This window comes from Paenibacillus cellulosilyticus, assembly GCF_003182255.1.
GTDB lineage: Bacteria > Bacillota > Bacilli > Paenibacillales > Paenibacillaceae > Paenibacillus_T > Paenibacillus_T cellulosilyticus.
The window spans coordinates 179,028-197,531 of sequence record NZ_QGTQ01000003.1 but is presented as its reverse complement, the minus strand read 5'-3'; the positions used below and the strand labels follow the sequence as shown (position 1 = coordinate 197,531).

The following is an 18,504-nucleotide window of genomic DNA, read 5'->3' as shown; positions in this document are numbered from 1 at the left end:
TTTCGTTACAGAATGACATACGACACCCAAGGGTCCGTCGGAAACCGACGGATCGTCGTATCGCGAATCGGCAGCATTTCCAGCAGCGCGCTCGTCTCGCCAGGGAACGAAGCGCAGTTCAGCTCATCGAAGCAGACGACCGACCCTTTGCCCATTCTCGGGAGGAACACTTCCAGCGCTTTCTTCGTCGGTTCATACAGGTCGAAATCCAGATAGAGCAGCGAAACGAGTAGATGCTTGTTCCGCGCCACATAATCATCTGCTGTCGTCATGAAATCACCCTGCACAAGCTCCATGTTCGGAATATGCGACAGGTAGCGCTCAGCTGTATACTTCTTGATCGAATGGTGCAACTGCTCGATCGTCTCACCTTTTAAGTCGCCCGCTTTAAATTCATCGTCAGGCTCTTTATCCTCATCGGATACGGATGGGAAGCCTGCGAACGTGTCGAAGCCGATGATTTTGCGCGTATGGTTGGAGGGTTCGTAAATGTTGGACAGCTGCGCCCACGTGAACAGCCCGCCGCCATTAAACACGCCGCATTCGACGATGCTCCCCGTTACGCCGAGCACATGCTTGAATATTTCGTGACGACACAGAAACTTCGCCAGACTGCGCTTCGTTGCAAAACGAGGAAAAGCCTCCAGCTTGTTAAACACCGACAGCTGCGACTGCTCGAACGTCTCCTCCGTCAATCGGTACGCCTCGAAATCGGATGGCCTGTGATGTTTGCCGATCATGCCCATCGGCGTGAACGATTCTGTCATTGTCCGCATGCTCCTCTCACGATGTCCTTAAATCGTTCATAATGAAAGCCCGAACGCTCCAGCAAATACGAATGGCTCCCAACCTCTCGGCAAAAAGCATCCGGCAAACCGAACCGCCTCAGCGGCACGCCCGCCCCCAGCTCTCCCAGCACCTCTGCCGCAGCAGAGCCAAGCCCGCCGATGACGCTGTGCTCCTCGACGGTGACAATCGGAATGCCTCGCTTAGCGTATTCTACAATGAGCTCCGCCGGGAACGGCTTCACCGTCGGCACGCTCGCGAGCGCCGCCTCGATCGGCTCTTCCTCCACGCGAAGCCGCTCCACCCATTCACGTGCGCGGCCAAGCGCAGTGCCCGTTGCAAGTACTGCGACCTGCGATCCCGCCAATAGTTCGATCGGTTCACCGATTGCAATACGTGTGTCTGGGTGATGCACACGTGGCTCACCTGATTTGCCGAGTCGAATATACATTGGACCTGTGCAATCGAAGCTCGCCACTGTAAGCTCACGCGCTTCAATGTCATCGCCCGGGCAGCATACGGTCATATTCGGCAGCGCGCGCATGAGCGCAACGTCCTCCAGCCCATGATGCGTCGGTCCTTGACCGCCGTAAGCGAAGCCTGCACCAACGCCGACGATACGGACGGCGGTGTTCATGTAGGCAGCATCGACGCGGATCTGCTCGTAGGCTCGCATCGTCACGAACGGGACGATGCTGTACACGTACACGACATGGCCGGATAGGGCAAGACCAGCGGCCATGCCGACTGCATTTTGCTCCGCGATACCAGCATTGACGAATCGAGACGGATAACGCTCGCGAAACGGCTCCCACACGGAGAACCCGAGATCCGGGGTAATGACGAAAATGCGTTCATCCGTCTCAGCGCGCTTCAGCAGCTCCCGTACGAATGCATTCCTCATCCCTTTCCCTCCTCGCCGCCAAGCTGCGCGATCGCATCCTTCCACTGTGCTGTGTTTGGTGATTTATAATGCCACTCGAGCGTGTCTGCCATGAAGTCCACGCCGTGGCCCTTCACCGTGCGGGCGAGTACGACTCTCGGACGACCGTTCTGGCTTCTCGTATCCAGTGCCTTGACCAGTGCGTTCGAATCGTGACCGTCGACTTCATCGACTTCCCAGCCAAACGCACGCCATTTGTCCCCGAGTGATGCAATTGACGACAGCGGCTCTGTTCGATCAAAGCCCTGCCAGCCATTACAGTCCACTACTGCAATCAAATGATCGAGCTTCAAGGATGCAGCGACAAGCGCCGCCTCCCAAACCGATCCTTCATTGCACTCACCGTCGCCCAACACGACATACGTGCGGCTGTCGCGGCCAGCCAGCCGATCCGCTAGCGCGAATCCCACACCGATTGAAAGTCCGTGCCCAAGCGATCCGGCCGAACTATCAATGCCCGGTGCTGACTTGCGGTCCAAGTGGCCCGGCAGCTGGCCGCCATCGATTGAATAGCTGTCTAGGACGTTTCGCGGGAGGTAGCCCCTTTCTGCAAGCACCGCATAGAGCGCTGTACTCGCATGTGCCTTGGAGAACACAAGCTTATCTCGATCTGGCGCAGCCGGCTGCTGCGGATCAACACGCAGGATACGGTAATAAAGCGCCAGCAGCAGATCTGCGACAGATAGCGCTGCACCGACATGCGAGGAGTTGGAACGATAAGCCATTGTGACGATGGCGCGTTTGACTGCTGCGCCCCGGTCTCGATCGATAACGTCGGCATAAGCGTCGACCGTCTGCCCAACACCTTGAGTCAGCATTGTCTGCGGGGACCAGCCCGTCTCCCGCTGCAGCTTAGCAATGTCCGCCTCCATCATCATGACCTGATCATCGCGATAAGGCACGACGCCATATCGGATCATCGGCACACGCTTATTGTCCGACGGCAGACTGCGAGGAAGCCGTGCAGCGACTGCTTGGCGAACGAGCTCTGCGATATGACGAATCGTTCGGCTCTCTCCCGATCCAAGATTGTAGACACCGTGCGATGGATAGAAACTTCGTCCAGGCTTACGAAACACTCGATTATTCGCACCGCCATACGCCATTTCAGAAGCTAACTGTTTATGTCGGGCAGCTGTAGACTGCTCGGCAAGCGCAGCGAATGCAGCTGCTGCATCATCAATGTACAGATAGTCCCAGCGCTGCTCGCCGAACGTCATCGCTGGACTTTCACCCGCCATGAGCTGACGAATCAGCCCTGGGATGAGCCAACTGCCATTATCGCCAGGTCCATAGACGCTGAAGATGCGTACCCAATAGCCGCTTAACCCATGAAGCGCAGCCTCTTCCAGCGCCTGCCTGCCCGACGCAAGCTTTGCACGTCCGTAAGCTGTCGTCGGCGTTTCTGCTGCTCCTTCATCCACGCGGCCTTCCATTTGCCCATATTCGGCTTGTGACCCGGCTCCAATCCAGCTGCTGCAACCAAGGCGCGCTGCTAGACGTACCGATTCGACAGTCGCTTCAACGTTCGCTGCTTGCGAATCATCATTGCGCATGGAACCGGCAACGCCTTCCCATCCAAGCTGCAGCCAGCTGTCGAAACGCTCGCCCGCAGCTGCTGCTGTCTCAAGCTGCGTCTCCCACTGTGCAGGCTGCATCAAATCGCCTTCCACAAGCTGCAGCGCCCCATGTCCATGCGGCAGCCGCTCGGCCTTTGAACCCGGACGGATAACGGCATAGACACGCCATCCTCTGCTGAGCAGCTCGCGGCATACAGCCGCTCCGATGAAGCCTGCTGCTCCAGTGACAACGGCGGCGCATCGCACATGGCCTCGATTGACCTCTCGCGTTTGCTGTTGTTCCATACGCGATCCCTCACTTCAAAATATCAAGCATCGAGACAATCTGTTTCGGCGCTCCTGGCAGCTTCTCAACGGCTTCACGAATTTCGGCCATATAGCCATAGCTGAATACGATGAGTGTATCGACCGGCTCCTCTGACAACCGATCGATCGCAACAACAGGAACGCGGGATTTGGGAGCAAGCAGCCCGTGAAGCCCTGTATTCGCATCACATACGTAGGAAATTCGCCATGCCGACGACATGGCCGCCATCGTCATGACACCTCTTCCGCCGCCTCCGTATCCAGCAACGGTACGTCCTTGCGAAGCCTCCGCCTCGACGAATGCATCCAGCGCTGCAATCCCTTGATCCATTTCTTGCTGGAACTTATCGTAATCAAGCGCAGACCACTCAGCCAGCTGTACCTCGCTCTCTGGCGAATGTGCCGCATCCATCGCCGCAGCAGCAATGAGCAGCGAATTGCCGCGCCGTTCATGCTCTGGCAGCAGCTCTGTTGTCAGCAGCCGGAAACCGCTGCGCGCCAGCGCACATCCCAGTGTCTCCGCTGTCCAGTAGGTGTAATGCTCATGCTCGAACAAACAGTATTCTCTACGTTCCACGATACGTGTTAGATCATGCACCTCGAGTACGAGCAAGCCGCGACCCGGATGCAGCGTTCTGCGTGCCGCCTCCAGCGTACCGGACGGATCAGGCAGATGATCGAACGTATACGTCATGAGCAGCACATCCGCTGGCTGGAACTCTTCTGGCAGAAGCGCCGCCGTCTGCGGCATGAACAGCGCCTCCATTACTGGAACACCACGAGCCCGGCTCTCCCGGCACAGCTCAGCGGAAGGTTCAACGCCGAACACTTCGGCGCCAGCGCGCTGGAAGCATGCCAGCTGTGCGCCATCTCCCGAACCGATCTCAACGACCTTAAAGCCCTCCTGCAGTCCGAAACGGTCGCGCACTGTATCCGCAAGCCGCTGCATGAACCTTGCGGCGAATGGCGATTGACCGACCGTATAGCCGTAGTCCACATAGTAGGGGGACAGATCGCGTTCACCTACTGTTTGGGACACACCGCAGACAGCACAGCGGTACACATCGATATCGGCGAGATACGGGGAGTCCGAATAACTAGGCGGACGAAGCTCCTCCGTCAGCGGCATTGCAGGCAGGTGCACCCAGCGTGTCAGCGGTCCACCTCCGCATACGCGGCAGGCATGTGCTGCCCCTTGCGGATGTGTTCCTCCGTTCGCAGCCGAAACCGTCGACGCATGATGATCGCTATCGCCATTCTTCTGCACAACTGGCTGAGCTTCGTCCGCTGCGTTGTTGTCCATCGCCTTAATCCCCGCTTTCCGCTGCTGGGTTACACACAGCTGCTGCCGTTTCATACGCCCGAATTTGACGCATGGCGAGCTCTCGCATTGGTGCGCCTTTGAACCATCGTTCATACCATGCCGCCGTATAGTCGATCGCTTCGGCTGTACTCCACACCGGCTTCCAATTCAGCCGCATGCGCGCCTTCGTGCTGTCCAGCCGCAATACGGCTGCCTCATATGGACCTTCTGGCGGCGCATCGGCGTCTGGAATGATTAACGGCGGCGCTCCTAACTTCGCTGCCATCGAGCTTGCGAGCTCCCGCACCGTCATTTCCTGGTTAACCGATGGACCAAAGTTCCAAGCCTCTGCATAGGACGATCCGTTCGCATACAGCTTCTCCGCAAGCTGCATATAGCCGGACAACGGCTCCAGCACATGCTGCCACGGACGTATCGCATCTGGTCTGCGCAGCTTAATTGGATGTCCCGTTTGCACCGACCTCACGATATCGGGTACAATGCGATCCTCCGCAAAGTCGCCGCCCCCGATAACGTTACCCGCACGTGCGGTTGCAATCGATGCGCCTCCGCTGCCATCGCTGAAGTAGGAGCGGCGATAGGCATCCACCGCCAGCTCCGCACACGCCTTGCTAGACGAGTAAGGATCAGCGCCCCCAAGCGGGTCAGACTCGATAAACCCGGTCGCCGATGCTGTTCCTGCATAACATTTGTCTGACGTGATGATGACCGCCGCTCGAACGGAAGACTGCTCCTTCACACTGTCGAGGACGTTCGCCGTGCCGCTCACATTAATTGCGAACGTCTCAGCAGGCTCCGCATAAGAACGACGAACGAGCGGCTGTGCAGCGAGATGGAACACAATATCCGGTTTCGCGTCCCTCAGCGCCTGCTGTAATCTGCCGCCATCCCTTATGTCGCCGCGCACCCACGGTATGTCATGCTCAAAACCGCATAGCCGATACATGGCTGGCGCCGATGGCATTTCGTCGCTATAACCGACAACCTCAGCACCAAGCATGCGCAGCCATAGATTGAGCCACGTTCCTTTGAACCCGGTATGCCCGGTTATAAACACCCGCTTCCCCTGCCAAAACAACTGCTCTCCGCTCACCTGCTGTCCTCCCAGTCTTCCTTCGCTTCACGCTATTCACGCCTCAGCATAAGCCGGCTAGCAGCCTCATAGACGCCACGGTGCGCTGCCCGATCGCCACTGTTCCTCCAGCAGCGCTTTATCCCGCATCGTATCCATCGACTGCCAATAGCCGGTATGCTGATAAGCTGTCAGCTGCCCTTCTCGCGCCAGTCTCTCGAGCGGCTCCTTCTCCAGCATCGTCTCGTCTCCGTCAATCCGCTCCAGCGTACCAGGTTCGAATACGAAAAACCCGCCGCTCACCCAGTGTCCATCCCCACGCGGCTTCTCCGCGAACGTCTCTACGGACAGATCGCTGCTAAGCACGAGAGAACCAAATCGGCCAACGGGCTGAACAGCTGTCACTGTCGCCAGCTTTCCATGCGAGCGATGATGGGCAAGCAGCCGATGCAAATCGATGTCCGCCACGCCATCACCGTAGGTGAGCAGGAATGTCTCATCCTCGAGATAGCGAGCCACTCGCTTCAGACGTCCGCCCGTCATCGTATCAAGCCCTGTATCGACCAACGTAACGCGCCACGGCTCAGCCTGATGACGATGAATCTTCGTCACCGTGCGCTCTCCGCCGCGAAAGTCGAACGTTACGTCCGATTCGTGAAGGAAATAATGCTCGAAGTACTCCTTGACGACGAACCCCTTATATCCAAGGCAAATGACGAAATCGGTGAACCCTTGCTGCGAGTAAATTTTCATAATATGCCATAAAATCGGCTTCCCGCCGATCTCGATCATCGGCTTCGGCCTAAGATGCGACTCTTCACTAATCCGCGTGCCGAGGCCTCCAGCTAGAATGACGACCTTCATCCCTTATGCGCCTCCCATCCGTTTGCGGCAGATCGCAACGATATACATCGGCTTGCCGCTGCGGAACTGATGGAACGGCAGCAGCTCGCTGCCTGTCGCAGCAATCCGATAGCAAGCCTCGCGTTCCACTGTCATCTCGTTCGTTTCTCTCAACCATCGCATGGCGGCAAACTGGGAATCGTCGATCCAATTTTGCCCATAGAGTGCTTCAACGGTATATTCTCGCAGCAGGTCACCTAGCAGCTCTCCGATACTATACTCGAACCGATGATGGGGATTAAACGGCTTCTCTTCCCAATAGTTCGACGCGTTCGTTACCTCACGGTTTGGCGTCGACACCATAAACAACCCACCGGGACGAAGCACACGAGCCGATTCCTGCACCCATGCATAGCCATCCTCGACATGCTCGATCGTCTCGAAAGACACAACTGCATCGAATGTGCCGTCTGCGAATGGAAGTCGAAGCACATCTCCCTGCATGAATACCATGCCGGCCTTGCCGTAATCGCGTTGCGCCAACCGAATCGATTCCGCATCAATATCGACACCGATGACAGATGCCGCTCCAGCATCCAACAGCATGCGCGAGCCATAGCCAGCTCCGCAAGCCGCATCAAGTACATGCAAGCCGGACACGTATTTCTCCGCAGCTGTATACCGCACCATATGCTCATCGTATACATCGCGGAACTGCGTTTTCACTTCTGCGTTCACAACTAGACGTTCGCCTGTAAAAGCGATATCATTCTGTTCCTTGATTTCCTCGACGCTGCCTACGGTATCTCCCGCAGCAGCGGGTATGCGAGCCTCTTGCTGCTCCGACCGTAAAGACCCCTGAATCACTTTGTCTATCTGCTCATTCTGTTTATTAGGCTTAGATACAGTGAACGCATTGCCCACGCTCTTCGCTGGAGCGCTTCGCCGTCCCAGCAGCACGAAGTAGGATGCCATCCTCTCGTTGTCCGATACATCGTCATCTCTGACGCTGGCAAGTATAATCCCTTCCCGGTCGCGCTCGCCTTCCGGCTCCAATGCAAGCGCAGGCCGCAAACCACCAACGCCCGCTTCGGCCATGACAGCTGCTGCTTCATTCACAGTGAGCAGCAGCGAAGTATCGATGGCTTCCCCTTCGGCGATCCGGTTGCTGAATCGGTAAAACCGGCGGTTCGCGCAGCCTGCTGCGATCCAGCCGCCAATGCGAAGCTTTCGTACAACCGCCGACATCGACTGCGGCAGTGCCGCATAGGCATGCGCATCGCCGATAAGCACCATATCGAGCGTTCCATCCGGAATCGCCCACTCATTCGGCCGACCGGAGCGGAATACGTTAATGCCAACCGCACTCGCAATGCGTGCCGCCGCTTCATTCCGCTCTGCACCAAACAGCTCCGAGCCCGGATATCGATGCTTGATTGCCAGCAACGTGCCGCCGCAGCCGCAGCCAATCTCCATGACGCGAAGCGGCCCTTTGGACTTAAACTCACTCTCTATCATGCCTAGCAGATCGATCCGTATCTGAAGTGCCAGCTCCGGCCGAAAGCCCCACTTGCTCATGAATTGCTCGGAATTGCCGCTCATCAGCTCTTGAAACTGCTGCATGTTCTCCCCGAACGTCACGCTTCCATAATGATGAATGAACGTATCATGGCAGAGCAGCAGCTTATACCCTGCGAGCCAAATTCGCAGACTCAAATCATCATCTTCGTAATTGCCAATGCCGAATCGTTCATCGAGCGGCCCGGCCTTCTCGTATGCCTCTCGTTTCATGAGCAGGCAGTAGCCAATCAGCTTCAGCCGCTCTTCCCATTTCGCCGGGTCGGAATGGTTATACGATTCAGCGAACGACTCCATCCCTTCGCCGTCCCGATAAGGCACCGGAATGCTCGTTAAGTAAGAGGCTGCATTCGTAACAGGCCCGACTGCACCGATTGCCGACGAGCTGAGCAGCGCTGTCTTCAGTCCTTCCAGCCAACGCGCTGTGACGAGCGTATCGTTATTGAGCAGCATCAGCAGATCGCCCGCTGCCTGCTCCAGCCCCTGATTGCACGCCCTCGGAAACCCCTCATTGCCTGCATTGGCGATGACGCGAACATCGACCTGCTGCGCCAGCCAATCCGGCGTGCCGTCGCTTGAACCATTATCGACGACGATGATCTCGTAGCTCCCCTGCTCGGTATGCTGCCGAATGCTCTCGATGCACTGCTTTGTATAATCAAGCTTATTGAAAGTGACCAGAACGATACTCGTCAGCATGGCTCCTCCGTCCCGCCGTCTGGCCCCTCAGGCCGAACCGACTCCGACGTATCGCGTACCTGCTCCAGATCCTCCGTCTGCGGCTGTGTTGTTAACCCGAGTGCCTGCTCCAGCCTCAGCTTGTTGTCGATCAGATTAACGTCGTCAGGCAAATAAGCAAGTGCTTTCTCGTTATGCTTATAAGCTTGCTCGAGCTCGCCCAGCTTGGCATAGCAAATGCACAGCTGCACATGCGGCATCCATGTCCAGCACACGAGATTGAGCAGACCCATATGAAACTTCGGCTTTGGCAGCGTCAGCGCGAGCTCATACCAGTGGACCGCTGCGTCATACTGACCTCTTTCCTCGAAGCTGTATCCGATCGAGCAGCAGTGGTCCGCCCGTGGAACCGTGAACTGCAAGGCTAACAGCAGCGACTGCATCTTCTTCTGCTTCTGATTCAGTTGATGATAGCATTCCGCCAGCTTGCTATAGGCGTACATGCAATCTTCCGGCGTCTCGTTCTCACCTTGTACAAACTGCTCATATTGCTCAACTGCTTCCGCATACATCTGCTGATCGACGAGCTCGTTGGCATAATACAGCTGATTGCGTCCTTCGAGCTTCTCGCCCCCATGAAGCAGCTTCTTCTTGAAAATATCCATGTTCCGCACCGAGTGATCGCCCATCCGTTCATGCGAGATGGCTACTTCGGAGACGTATACTCTGCCTTCGGTCACGTCCAAGTATTCATGAATGGGGTTATACCAGCGGTAGCCCTTCTCACGTCGAACAATTCGGTTGCGGCGGGCGCCGGCAGCCGGATTGCCTGCTTTATCGAAAGCCAAATGGTACTCCATAATAATGGAGTCGATATCGTCAGGCATTTCGGCAATCAGCTTCTTGAACGCCTTACGGTCCTTCTCCAGCACGATATCGTCGGCATCCAGCCACATGATATGGGAGCAGGTAGCCTGCTCAAATGCGAAGTTGCGTGCCGCTGCGAAGTCATCAATCCATTCAAAATCGAAAATACGGCTCGTGTACCGCGCCGCAATTTCTTTCGTTGCATCGGTCGATCCCGTGTCGATGATGTTGATTTCGTCGACAAGATCGGCCACCGAATCGAGGCACCTCGCAAGCACCCCCTCTTCGTTCTTCACGATCATGCACAAGCTTATCGTTATCACGGAAGACCTCCTTGCGCGCATAGACTGTTCCCTATCGTATGCGGCTCCTGTACGGTCTGCATGGACGTCTGTGCCCATCATCGCGCAAAAAAATATGCGTCCCTGGGCAGGGACGCATATTTCTTCCTTTGTTGTGAAAGTGACGTAAGTTACTCGGAACTCGATGCGATGCCGTAAAAAGTTTCTGGGCCATTGCGCGCGCCTGTCAGCACAGCCAGCGGGCCGCCAGAAATAAACGCACTATATACCGTCTCTGCAGCTGCAGGAGCCAACAAGTCTTGTGCATGGAAGCTGTATTCAGTAGAGCCGTTCAGCACGTCCAGAGCGATAGCCGATTGCAGCGTGTAGATCGTTGTGCCGCCCGTTACACCACGAACGATTTCGATTGTGAACGTATTGCCAAGCAGACCGCCGCTAATGCCAACCGTTCCCGCAAGCGTTACGATTGGGTTAGCCACGTTTTTCGTTTGCAAACCGATGATACCGAACAACTGAGGAACAGTCGTCAAGCTAACACCGATCGAGCCAGATGCATTCGCATTCATGGAACTTCTCATATCCAAAAAAGTACCCATTGCGATTCACCTCCTGTAATTCAAGATACTATACAGTATGGCGCGTTCGACTTCTGTGATTGGACAACTTACTCAGGTGAATGGTTTATTTTATAATCATCTCTGAATCTATCGCTGGCATCGGTGTCTTCCCCCGCCGGAGGCCAATCAACAGCATAACGGCCGGTATGCCAAGCTGAAAAATAAGCACATAGTTGTTCATAAAATAACGCCCCAGCCACACATGCGTCGTGTAGTTCCGTTCAAGAAGAGCGATCGTAAACAGAAGCGTGCCGATCACCCACGCACATACGGTGCGATTCCATTTGAACAACGGCTGTACGATCAGCACGACCGCCATAAATCCAATCGCAAGCTTTACGTATAGGCCAAAGAACAGCAGCAGCGTCACAATAATATCGAGTCGTTCGATAAATCCGCCCAGCTCAATCAGCTGCACGACCTGCAGCAGCGGAATCGATGACCCTTTGGCTAACTGCGGTCCAAGAACAGCCATAATCATGGCATTGCCATACGTCAGCATCGCCGTAACCGTCAAGTATCCAGCCAGCGTCATTCTCGTTACTCGCTGCTTCTCGCGCACATAGTTCCAAATCGCAAGAAACACAATGATTTGTCCAAATGGAAATACCATGATCGTCGGCAATGCAGCCCGGATAATCGATCCGAAGCCGACAAAGGGCAGCAGCCGATGCAGGTCCGGCAGCTTGTTCAAGTAGAGCATGACCGCGAGCATGATATAGCTCGTTAACGTGAGCGGGAACAAAATTTCGATTACGCGGAACAATACTTCGACACCTTTGATAACGGTGTAGCCTGCCAGGAGGCAGGCAATCAGCATCATGAGCCATCCAGGAGCCGATTCCAGCAGCGTAAGCGTCGTCAGATAGCCATATTCTCGCAGCAGATGCGTCGCCTCGAAGGCGAGCTCCATTCCATGAACGAAGGCGATGCCGCTGCCGATCCACAGCCCAAAATGAAGTCGATACAGCTCGGTTAGCCCGGCTTCTGGCGCACGATGATACAAATATAAATACATGCCAACGAGAAGCAGACCCGCTAAAGCGCCTACCAGCATAGCAAGCGGTGCATTCTGCTTCGCTTCCACACCGAGCTCATAAAGCGGAGCGCTGCCAAGAACGAACATAATGATACCGACATACAGCTGATGCGAACCGATGCGCTCCATTTTAGCCACCGCTCCTTTCTGCCGCCGTTTGTGCTCCTGCCGGTCTCTCCGCCCCTTGTAAACGTAGAAGGGCAAGCACGAGAAGAACGGTCGGTATAGCGACCTGCATCACAAGGCTAAGCTTCAAGCTGATACCAAGTCCGAGCCACAGATGGATCGTATTGTTGCGCTCCGCGAACGATGCAGCGTAAATAATCCCCCCAAGAATTGATGCAGTCCATTTCGTTCGTACACGGACAATTTCGCGCAGAACAAGTACGGCAGCCAAATAAAAGGCGGTCAGCTTCACATACAAGCCAATAAACATCAGCAGTGTGACGACGACATCCAGCCGTTCAATGAAATTCCCTACTTGCACGAGCTGTACAACTTCTAGAAATGGCAAGGAAGATGTGGCTGCCAATGGTCCCAGCACCGTCATGCTCATCGCATTCATGAACACAATGAACAGCGCACTGGCAATGTAACCCCAATAGGAGGCGCGGCGTACCGCTTTCCAGTTCGCCACGTATTTCCAGAAGACGAGAAAAATAACACCCTGCGTAAACGGAAACGAGAATATGTCTGGCAGCGCGGCATGAACGACCGGCATCGGTCCCTCTTCCATGACTGGGCGCAGCATACTCAGCCGCGAGAGCCTATTGCTTACAATAAGAATCGCGAGCGAGCAATAGCTGGCCAGCATGACGATGAACAGCAGCTGCGTTGTGCGGAAGAACGCTTCATTCCCATTCACTACCGTGTACCACGCAATGAGCAGGATAACCGCCATGATGAGCCACTTCGGATGGTTCTGCAGCAGCGATAGGGATGTCAGCTCCCCGAAATCACGCACATTGCGCATCGATTGATAGGCAAAATAGACCGCATACAGCAGCCCGATTGCAGCCGCTGCCCAGCGCCCCACCGCCAGCTGCATCAGGCCAACGAGGCTTGCATCCGGCTTACGCTGCTGCAGCATGACGAACACAACCATCACGAGCAGCCCCGCAGCGGCTCCAAGCAGCACGGCAAGCCAAGAATCCTGCTTCGCCTTACTCCCAAGCTGGAACAAGGGGGTGCTGCCGATATGAAACATAATCACCATCACGAACAGTTGATAGGTTCCGATTCGATTCATTGTCGCGCCCCCTCTGTCTGATCTCCTAGGAGCCGGCTTTGCTCTGCATTTTGCGGAACGAGTCTGTGCTCATACCCGTCCGTTCGATGGTCACTTGCACATCGGTCTCCACCTTCGTCTCCGGGAAAATCTCCTCATTCCATCGTGATGTCATGGCGTTCCACTCCTTCGGGTATTGAAGTCGGACCGCTTCGCCGAAGCCTAAAATATCCGCCTTCACCCCCTGAACCGCCTTGAAGCTATCTTGTACGAGCATCGCGATCTTGGCTGCGGCGGCTTTCTCCAGCTCTTCCACACTTGCAGGCTTGCTCAGATCACTATCGCACGGATATTCCAACAGCGTTCCTTTGGCACGGATTTGGACGTGCAGCTTCCAGCTGTCGCCGTCCTTCTTCGCCTTCAGCTTCGTCTTCGTTCGATTCACGCGCATTACAGCCTGCTCTGCCGGCTGCTCGCTGCTGCACGGAAACCACAACGAACTGTTGCGAATCTGGTTGCGCATCCACATCACGCCATAGCTATTGGTATGACTGATCCAGCCTGCGAGCTTATCCTCCCGCAGAATGCCGAGCTGACCGAGCTTGATTTTGGAACTGGAGTAGGTCTTCGACATCTTCTGCATGGAATTAAGCGGGTCCTCACCGGAAATATCAATGCTCGCCACACCTGTCGCTTTGGTTGGTCCAAGCAGATCAAGCAGCACACGGTACATCGACATATGCGGCAGCGTGGAGCCATTCTTCTCTTCATTAAGACTCATGCGCTCGATAGCCTCACCAGGAATTTCTTCCAGTGGAATGAGATGCTCCAGCACCTGACGCGCGCTTAGCTTCGTCAGGAATACACTGACCGTCTCGCGGGAATCCGGGTTACGCAAATAAGCGTCGAACAAGTTCGTCAGTCCGTGCTCCGCCGCTTGTTCGCTGACGACAATAATCTGATTTTGTGAAAAATAGAGCCTCCGCGACATCTCGTAGCTCGCCTTGCTAATCGCACCACGTATCGTATCGCCGGAAGTCGAGAACACATTAACCGGTGCCGCCCCCGTCGAATTCCCCATCCCATGACTCGAAATCGCTTGTGGAAGGACGAGCTGGTAGGACATAACCCATTTGCCATCCTTCCAATCGACACCCGATGCCGACACGATACTGATCTCGTTAAGCTCTGTTCGGCTTCCACAGCCGGTTATCACGATGCACAATAAACTGAGCAGCAGTACGCAGCAGACTGTGCATTTCAATCGGTACCGCATACCGCTTACCCCTCTCATGATGATCTATTCTCTACTTCCGCTTCTGATGGCTTGGCCTTCCGCCTTGCTGCCGATGCGGATTCACTTTGCTTGTTGCTAATAGCCGATATACACGCGCCCACCATGGCAATCGTATGATCATATCCGGCCAAACCTGGTTATATACAGGCGCGAACGGCGCCATATACGGTACGCCGAAAGATCGCAGCCCTGTCATATGAATGAGTAGGAACAACACGCCGGCCATAATGCCGAATATACCGAGCACACCAGCCAGCAGCATCAGCGTGAACCGGATAAGGCGCGACGCGCTTGCCATGCTGATCTGAGGCGTCACAAAGTTCGATATGGCCGTGAACGAGACGACTATAACCATCGCTGGCGATACTAGCCCCGCTTGAACGGCAGACTGCCCTAGCACGAGCGCGCCAACAATCGAAATGGCAGGACCGATCGCCCTTGGCATTCGAACGCCCGCTTCGCGCAATATTTCGAACGTAAACTCCATCAGCAGCGCCTCGACTAGAGCTGGGAATGGAATACCTTCCCGCTGTGACGCCAGGCTAATAAGCAGTGGTGTCGGCAGCATCTCCTGGTGGAATGTCGTGATGGCAATGAAGAGAGACGGCAGCAGCATCGATGCCAGAAACGCTACATAACGAAGAATCCGCAGAAAGGAGGAAATATCAAACCGCTGATAATTGTCCTCTGCCGAACGGAAAAAATGAAAAAACGTCGCTGGCCCGATTAACACAAATGGCGTTCCGTCGACGAGTATCGCAATTTGTCCATCCAGTATCGATGATGCGACGGTGTCCGGCCGTTCGCTGTTCATCATCGTCGGGAATGGCGTAAACGTCTGATCCGATATAAATTCCTCAATATAATTGCTCTCCAGTATGCCATCGATGTCGATCTCATTGATGCGCCGCTCGATTTCATCCACGACCTTCGGATCCGCAATCTGGTCCATATAGATGATGCCGACCGACGTACGGGTCTTGCGGCCCACGGTGATTGTCTTCATCCGAAAATCTGCGGAGCGAACAATGCGGCGCAGCAAGCCGACATTCGTGGTCATACTTTCGTTGAAGCTGTACTGCGGGCCCCGAATAACCGTCTGTGTATTGGGTTCGGAGACCGACCGCATCTCGCCCCCGCTCGTTTCGGCTGCCACCGCTTGGCCGAATCCATTCGTCATCACGAGGCATTGACCGTCCAGCAGCGCATAGATCGCATCGTCAATGGAATGAATCAGCTTCGTTGCGCCCGTCGAGATAACCCGCTGACGAAGCGTCTCCATCCATGTCGCCGGCTCCAGCGGAGCCGACCAACCCATGACAGGATGAATGACGTTCTGATGAATATGATCCTCTTCCACGATCGCTCGAATGTAGACGACAGCCATTTCCAAACCGGGCATTGCGTCGCTGCGCAGCGCTCGAATCATGACGTCTCCGCTGTTGCCCAGCTTGGCGCGAATCGATTGCAGGCTCGCCGTCAGATTGGGGCTGAGCGGTTCTAGCTTGCTGCCGTCCGCCCGCGCTTGCGGCTGCGATTTATTGCCGTTTCGGTTGCCTTTGTTTGAGCCGAACAAGCGCAAGCCCTCCTCTGCCAAGTCATTTTCCAGCTAATTCTTATTTTGGATAGCGTGTCCGACAATTATGTACAAGGCTTGTATAATACGAATGAGGACAGCCTAAACACACCTGCGTTCCCGCCAGGCGACTTATCTGGCTCAACGCAGGTGTATTTAGGCTCCTTCATTCCCGCCAGGCGGCGCTTCGGTTCTTCGTAGGTGCATTTCTGCACCTACGTTCCCGCCGAGCGGCGCTCCGGTTATACGTAGGTGCATTTCTGCACCTACGTTCCCGCCAGGCGGCGCTTCGGTTCTTCGTAGGTGCATTTCTGCACCTACATTCCGCCGATCGGCGCTCCGGTTATACGTAGGTGCATTTCTGCACCTACGTTCCCGCCGAGCGGTGCTCCGGTTCTTCGTAGGTGCATTTCTGCACCTACGTTCCCGTTGGGCGGCGCTTCGGTTCTTCGTAGGTGCATTTCTGCACCTATTTTCGCCTTCCCTGACTATGCTGCCCGTGCCGGCTAATCCACTTCTCCGCTCTCGCGCTCTGCCCCCTCGATATGTCTCATGTCAAACCACTCGCCGTCCACCATAAACCGCCCGCGATAGCTGTCAACCCGATCGACTATTCCGATTACCTTCGTCTCCTCATACGGGTGGTACATTCGCAGCTCGATTGGATGCCGCAGCTGATGCGACTCCATCATGAGCCGCTCGATCTGCTCCCACTCATGCTCATCCAGCTCGACCGGTGCGCGGCGCTTCAGTTCCTTGGCGCTGTTGATCAGCTCAAGCTTGTGCTCGGGCAGCATCATCCGGCTCGATTCCCATAGGCCGTTGCCTTGAAGTTTTTTGCTCATTTGTAATGACCTCCGATTTTGCCGGAACGATCCCGCGCTTGACCAGCCTGCGTCATCGAAACTGCGCGCATAATGACCGTATCCCCGTACTTCTCCTTCAGTGCATCTGTTGCCCGCTCCAATGCCATGAAGCGCTCCCGATCATCGAACAGCGACAGCTGGTACTGCTCGCTGTTGCTGAACTGCCCAAGCGTCACGCCAACCTTGCGAACCGGATTGCCGTCCCAATGCCGCTCCAACAGCCGAACCGCCTCCCGATAGACGTGGTTGGTCACGTTCGTCGGATCCGCCATCTTGAACTGGCGGAAGAAGCCCGTCGGCCGATCGAAGTCTGCTCCCTGACAGCCGACCGCGATCACCTGGCCCATGAAGCCTTTGCTGCGGCAGCGCTGGCATACGAGCTCCGTCAGCTCCAGCACGACGACTTTAATCTCCTCCAGCGTGCCATAATCCCGGGGCAGCGTCATCTGATGCCCGATCGACTGCGGCGGCGACTCATGCGTGCCCGGCGTCACCGGGCTGTCGTCCACCCCGTTGGCGATCCGCCAGTACAGCTCGGCGTTAATGTCTGAGTTCTTGCCGAACTTGCGCCGCATCAGCTGCTTCAGCCGCTCCAGCGGAATGGCTGCCAAATCTCCAATCGTCTCGATGCCCATCGCGCGAAAATGGTACGTCATCCGATTGCCCGCCATGAACAGCTTGCTGATCGGCAGCTTCCAGAGCGAGTCCGCCAACCGATCCTTCTCCAGTACGTAGATGCCCGAAGCGTTCTTCTTCGCGAAATTGTCGCACGCGGTTTTCGCCAATATTTTGTTCTCTGCGATGCCGAAGCGGCAGTAGATGCCCGTCTCCGACAGCACCTGCTGCTGCATGTGCTGCGCCATCTTCTGCACATCCCCGCCGAACAGATGCAGCGAGCCTGTCACGTCGATAAACTGCTCGTCGATGCTGTAGGGCTCCACCAGATCGGTGTAGGAGCGGTAAATATCCGAGATTTGCAGCGACACTCGAATGTATTCCGACATCCGAGGCCGGACAATGACGAGCTCCGGACATTTCGCTACCGCTTCTCCTACTCGTTCGGCCGTCGTCACGCCCTTCTCCTTAGCGAGCGGGCAGGCGGCAAGCACGATGCCCGAGCGCCGCTCCGGGTCGCCGGCAACGACGATTGGCCTGCCTGCGTAATCTGGATTTTGCGATTTCTCGACGCTGGCATAGAACGATTGGCAGTCCGCAAGCATCACCGTTCGTTTAACAGCCATAGCGTTTCACCGGACGAAACGTCCCACTAAGGACGCAGGGTGCATCGCCATCGGCCACTTTCCGTGCAACCGGCATTCCAACCCCTCCTGAACAGAAACGTATGTTCCCCTAATCAATCTTATTATATACAGAACGCACGTTCCTATACCAGCCCATTTTCGTTGACAAAATATGACGGAAGGCCCGCTGTAGACGCGAAAAAGCCGCCTGGGTAGGCGGCTGGGGTGTGGATGATGTGCAGGCATAAGGTGCGGCTGTCTGCGAGGACGGCGGCGCTCTGGTCGGCGATGGATAAGATACTTTTAAGTGTTCTATTAGCCCTACACCCGGTGCCTAGCGGTGTATAGGATACTTTTTTCT

15 protein-coding genes are annotated in these 18,504 nt (G+C 55.7%); all 15 read right to left on the bottom strand.

The annotated features are described in order from the left end of the window. Positions 1-5: 5 nt before the first annotated feature. Complete coding sequence (locus tag DFQ01_RS05925; protein ID WP_110042957.1) at positions 6-767, bottom strand: TylF/MycF/NovP-related O-methyltransferase; 762 nt, start codon at positions 765-767, stop codon at positions 6-8. Beyond that, the gene (locus tag DFQ01_RS05920) at positions 764-1,690 is read right to left on the bottom strand and encodes a transketolase family protein (RefSeq protein ID WP_110042956.1); all 927 of its coding nucleotides are present in this window, start codon (positions 1,688-1,690) and stop codon (positions 764-766) included. The genes DFQ01_RS05925 and DFQ01_RS05920 overlap by 4 nt, the downstream gene beginning before the upstream one ends. Further along, positions 1,687-3,594 carry an SDR family NAD(P)-dependent oxidoreductase gene (locus tag DFQ01_RS05915; RefSeq protein ID WP_110042955.1) on the bottom strand — a complete coding sequence of 636 codons (1,908 nt, stop codon included), beginning with the start codon at positions 3,592-3,594 and terminating at the stop codon, positions 1,687-1,689. Before DFQ01_RS05915 ends, DFQ01_RS05920 begins: the two co-directional genes overlap by 4 nt. A gap of 10 nt (positions 3,595-3,604) precedes the next feature. Continuing rightward, positions 3,605-4,918 carry a class I SAM-dependent methyltransferase gene (locus tag DFQ01_RS05910; protein WP_174812419.1) on the bottom strand — a complete coding sequence of 438 codons (1,314 nt, stop codon included), beginning with the start codon at positions 4,916-4,918 and terminating at the stop codon, positions 3,605-3,607. 4 nt (positions 4,919-4,922) lie between these two features. Continuing rightward, complete coding sequence (gene rfbG / locus DFQ01_RS05905) at positions 4,923-6,032, bottom strand: CDP-glucose 4,6-dehydratase (protein WP_110042953.1); 1,110 nt, start codon at positions 6,030-6,032, stop codon at positions 4,923-4,925. 66 nt (positions 6,033-6,098) lie between these two features. Continuing rightward, the gene (gene rfbF, locus DFQ01_RS05900; protein WP_110042952.1) at positions 6,099-6,875 is read right to left on the bottom strand and encodes a glucose-1-phosphate cytidylyltransferase; all 777 of its coding nucleotides are present in this window, start codon (positions 6,873-6,875) and stop codon (positions 6,099-6,101) included. A 3-nt stretch (positions 6,876-6,878) separates the two neighbouring features. Beyond that, the gene (locus DFQ01_RS05895) at positions 6,879-9,131 is read right to left on the bottom strand and encodes a methyltransferase domain-containing protein (protein WP_110042951.1); all 2,253 of its coding nucleotides are present in this window, start codon (positions 9,129-9,131) and stop codon (positions 6,879-6,881) included. Further along, complete coding sequence (locus tag DFQ01_RS05890; RefSeq protein ID WP_110042950.1) at positions 9,125-10,300, bottom strand: glycosyltransferase; 1,176 nt, start codon at positions 10,298-10,300, stop codon at positions 9,125-9,127. The genes DFQ01_RS05895 and DFQ01_RS05890 overlap by 7 nt, the downstream gene beginning before the upstream one ends. A 149-nt stretch (positions 10,301-10,449) precedes the next feature. Continuing rightward, positions 10,450-10,875 carry a hypothetical protein gene (locus DFQ01_RS05885; RefSeq protein ID WP_110042949.1) on the bottom strand — a complete coding sequence of 142 codons (426 nt, stop codon included), beginning with the start codon at positions 10,873-10,875 and terminating at the stop codon, positions 10,450-10,452. An 85-nt stretch (positions 10,876-10,960) separates the two neighbouring features. After that, positions 10,961-12,064 (bottom strand): GerAB/ArcD/ProY family transporter, encoded by a 1,104-nt coding sequence (locus tag DFQ01_RS05880; RefSeq protein ID WP_110042948.1) that lies wholly within the window; start codon positions 12,062-12,064, stop codon positions 10,961-10,963. A gap of 1 nt (position 12,065) precedes the next feature. Next, positions 12,066-13,184, bottom strand: coding sequence for a GerAB/ArcD/ProY family transporter (locus tag DFQ01_RS05875; protein ID WP_110042947.1), 1,119 nt, complete (start codon positions 13,182-13,184; stop codon positions 12,066-12,068). A 25-nt stretch (positions 13,185-13,209) separates the two neighbouring features. After that, positions 13,210-14,439, bottom strand: coding sequence for a Ger(x)C family spore germination protein (locus DFQ01_RS05870; RefSeq protein ID WP_174812420.1), 1,230 nt, complete (start codon positions 14,437-14,439; stop codon positions 13,210-13,212). 31 nt (positions 14,440-14,470) lie between these two features. Continuing rightward, positions 14,471-16,036: a spore germination protein gene (locus DFQ01_RS05865; RefSeq protein WP_245946557.1), complete on the bottom strand. Its 1,566-nt coding sequence runs from the start codon at positions 16,034-16,036 to the stop codon at positions 14,471-14,473. A gap of 506 nt (positions 16,037-16,542) precedes the next feature. Beyond that, positions 16,543-16,881, bottom strand: a complete 339-nt coding sequence (locus DFQ01_RS05860; protein WP_110042945.1) for a YolD-like family protein — start codon at positions 16,879-16,881, stop codon at positions 16,543-16,545. After that, a complete protein-coding gene (locus DFQ01_RS05855; protein WP_110042944.1) occupies positions 16,878-18,143 on the bottom strand; it encodes a DNA polymerase IV in 1,266 nt (421 codons plus the stop codon). Before DFQ01_RS05855 ends, DFQ01_RS05860 begins: the two co-directional genes overlap by 4 nt. Positions 18,144-18,504: the final 361 nt, after the last annotated feature.

Bases quoted from the DNA above. Each gene is read 5' to 3' on its own strand.
- DFQ01_RS05880 (WP_110042948.1), bottom strand. From the start codon at position 12,064: ATGGAGCGCATCGGTTCGCATCAGCTGTATGTCGGTATCATTATGTTC.
- DFQ01_RS05915 (WP_110042955.1), bottom strand. From the start codon at position 3,594: ATGGAACAACAGCAAACGCGAGAGGTCAATCGAGGCCATGTGCGATGC.
- DFQ01_RS05875 (WP_110042947.1), bottom strand. From the start codon at position 13,184: ATGAATCGAATCGGAACCTATCAACTGTTCGTGATGGTGATTATGTTT.
- DFQ01_RS05925 (WP_110042957.1), bottom strand. From the start codon at position 767: ATGACAGAATCGTTCACGCCGATGGGCATGATCGGCAAACATCACAGG.
- DFQ01_RS05870 (WP_174812420.1), bottom strand. From the start codon at position 14,439: ATGCGGTACCGATTGAAATGCACAGTCTGCTGCGTACTGCTGCTCAGT.
- DFQ01_RS05885 (WP_110042949.1), bottom strand. From the start codon at position 10,875: ATGGGTACTTTTTTGGATATGAGAAGTTCCATGAATGCGAATGCATCT.
- DFQ01_RS05895 (WP_110042951.1), bottom strand. From the start codon at position 9,131: ATGCTGACGAGTATCGTTCTGGTCACTTTCAATAAGCTTGATTATACA.
- DFQ01_RS05860 (WP_110042945.1), bottom strand. From the start codon at position 16,881: ATGAGCAAAAAACTTCAAGGCAACGGCCTATGGGAATCGAGCCGGATG.
- DFQ01_RS05920 (WP_110042956.1), bottom strand. From the start codon at position 1,690: ATGAGGAATGCATTCGTACGGGAGCTGCTGAAGCGCGCTGAGACGGAT.
- rfbF (WP_110042952.1), bottom strand. From the start codon at position 6,875: ATGAAGGTCGTCATTCTAGCTGGAGGCCTCGGCACGCGGATTAGTGAA.
- DFQ01_RS05910 (WP_174812419.1), bottom strand. From the start codon at position 4,918: ATGGACAACAACGCAGCGGACGAAGCTCAGCCAGTTGTGCAGAAGAAT.
- DFQ01_RS05855 (WP_110042944.1), bottom strand. From the start codon at position 18,143: ATGGCTGTTAAACGAACGGTGATGCTTGCGGACTGCCAATCGTTCTAT.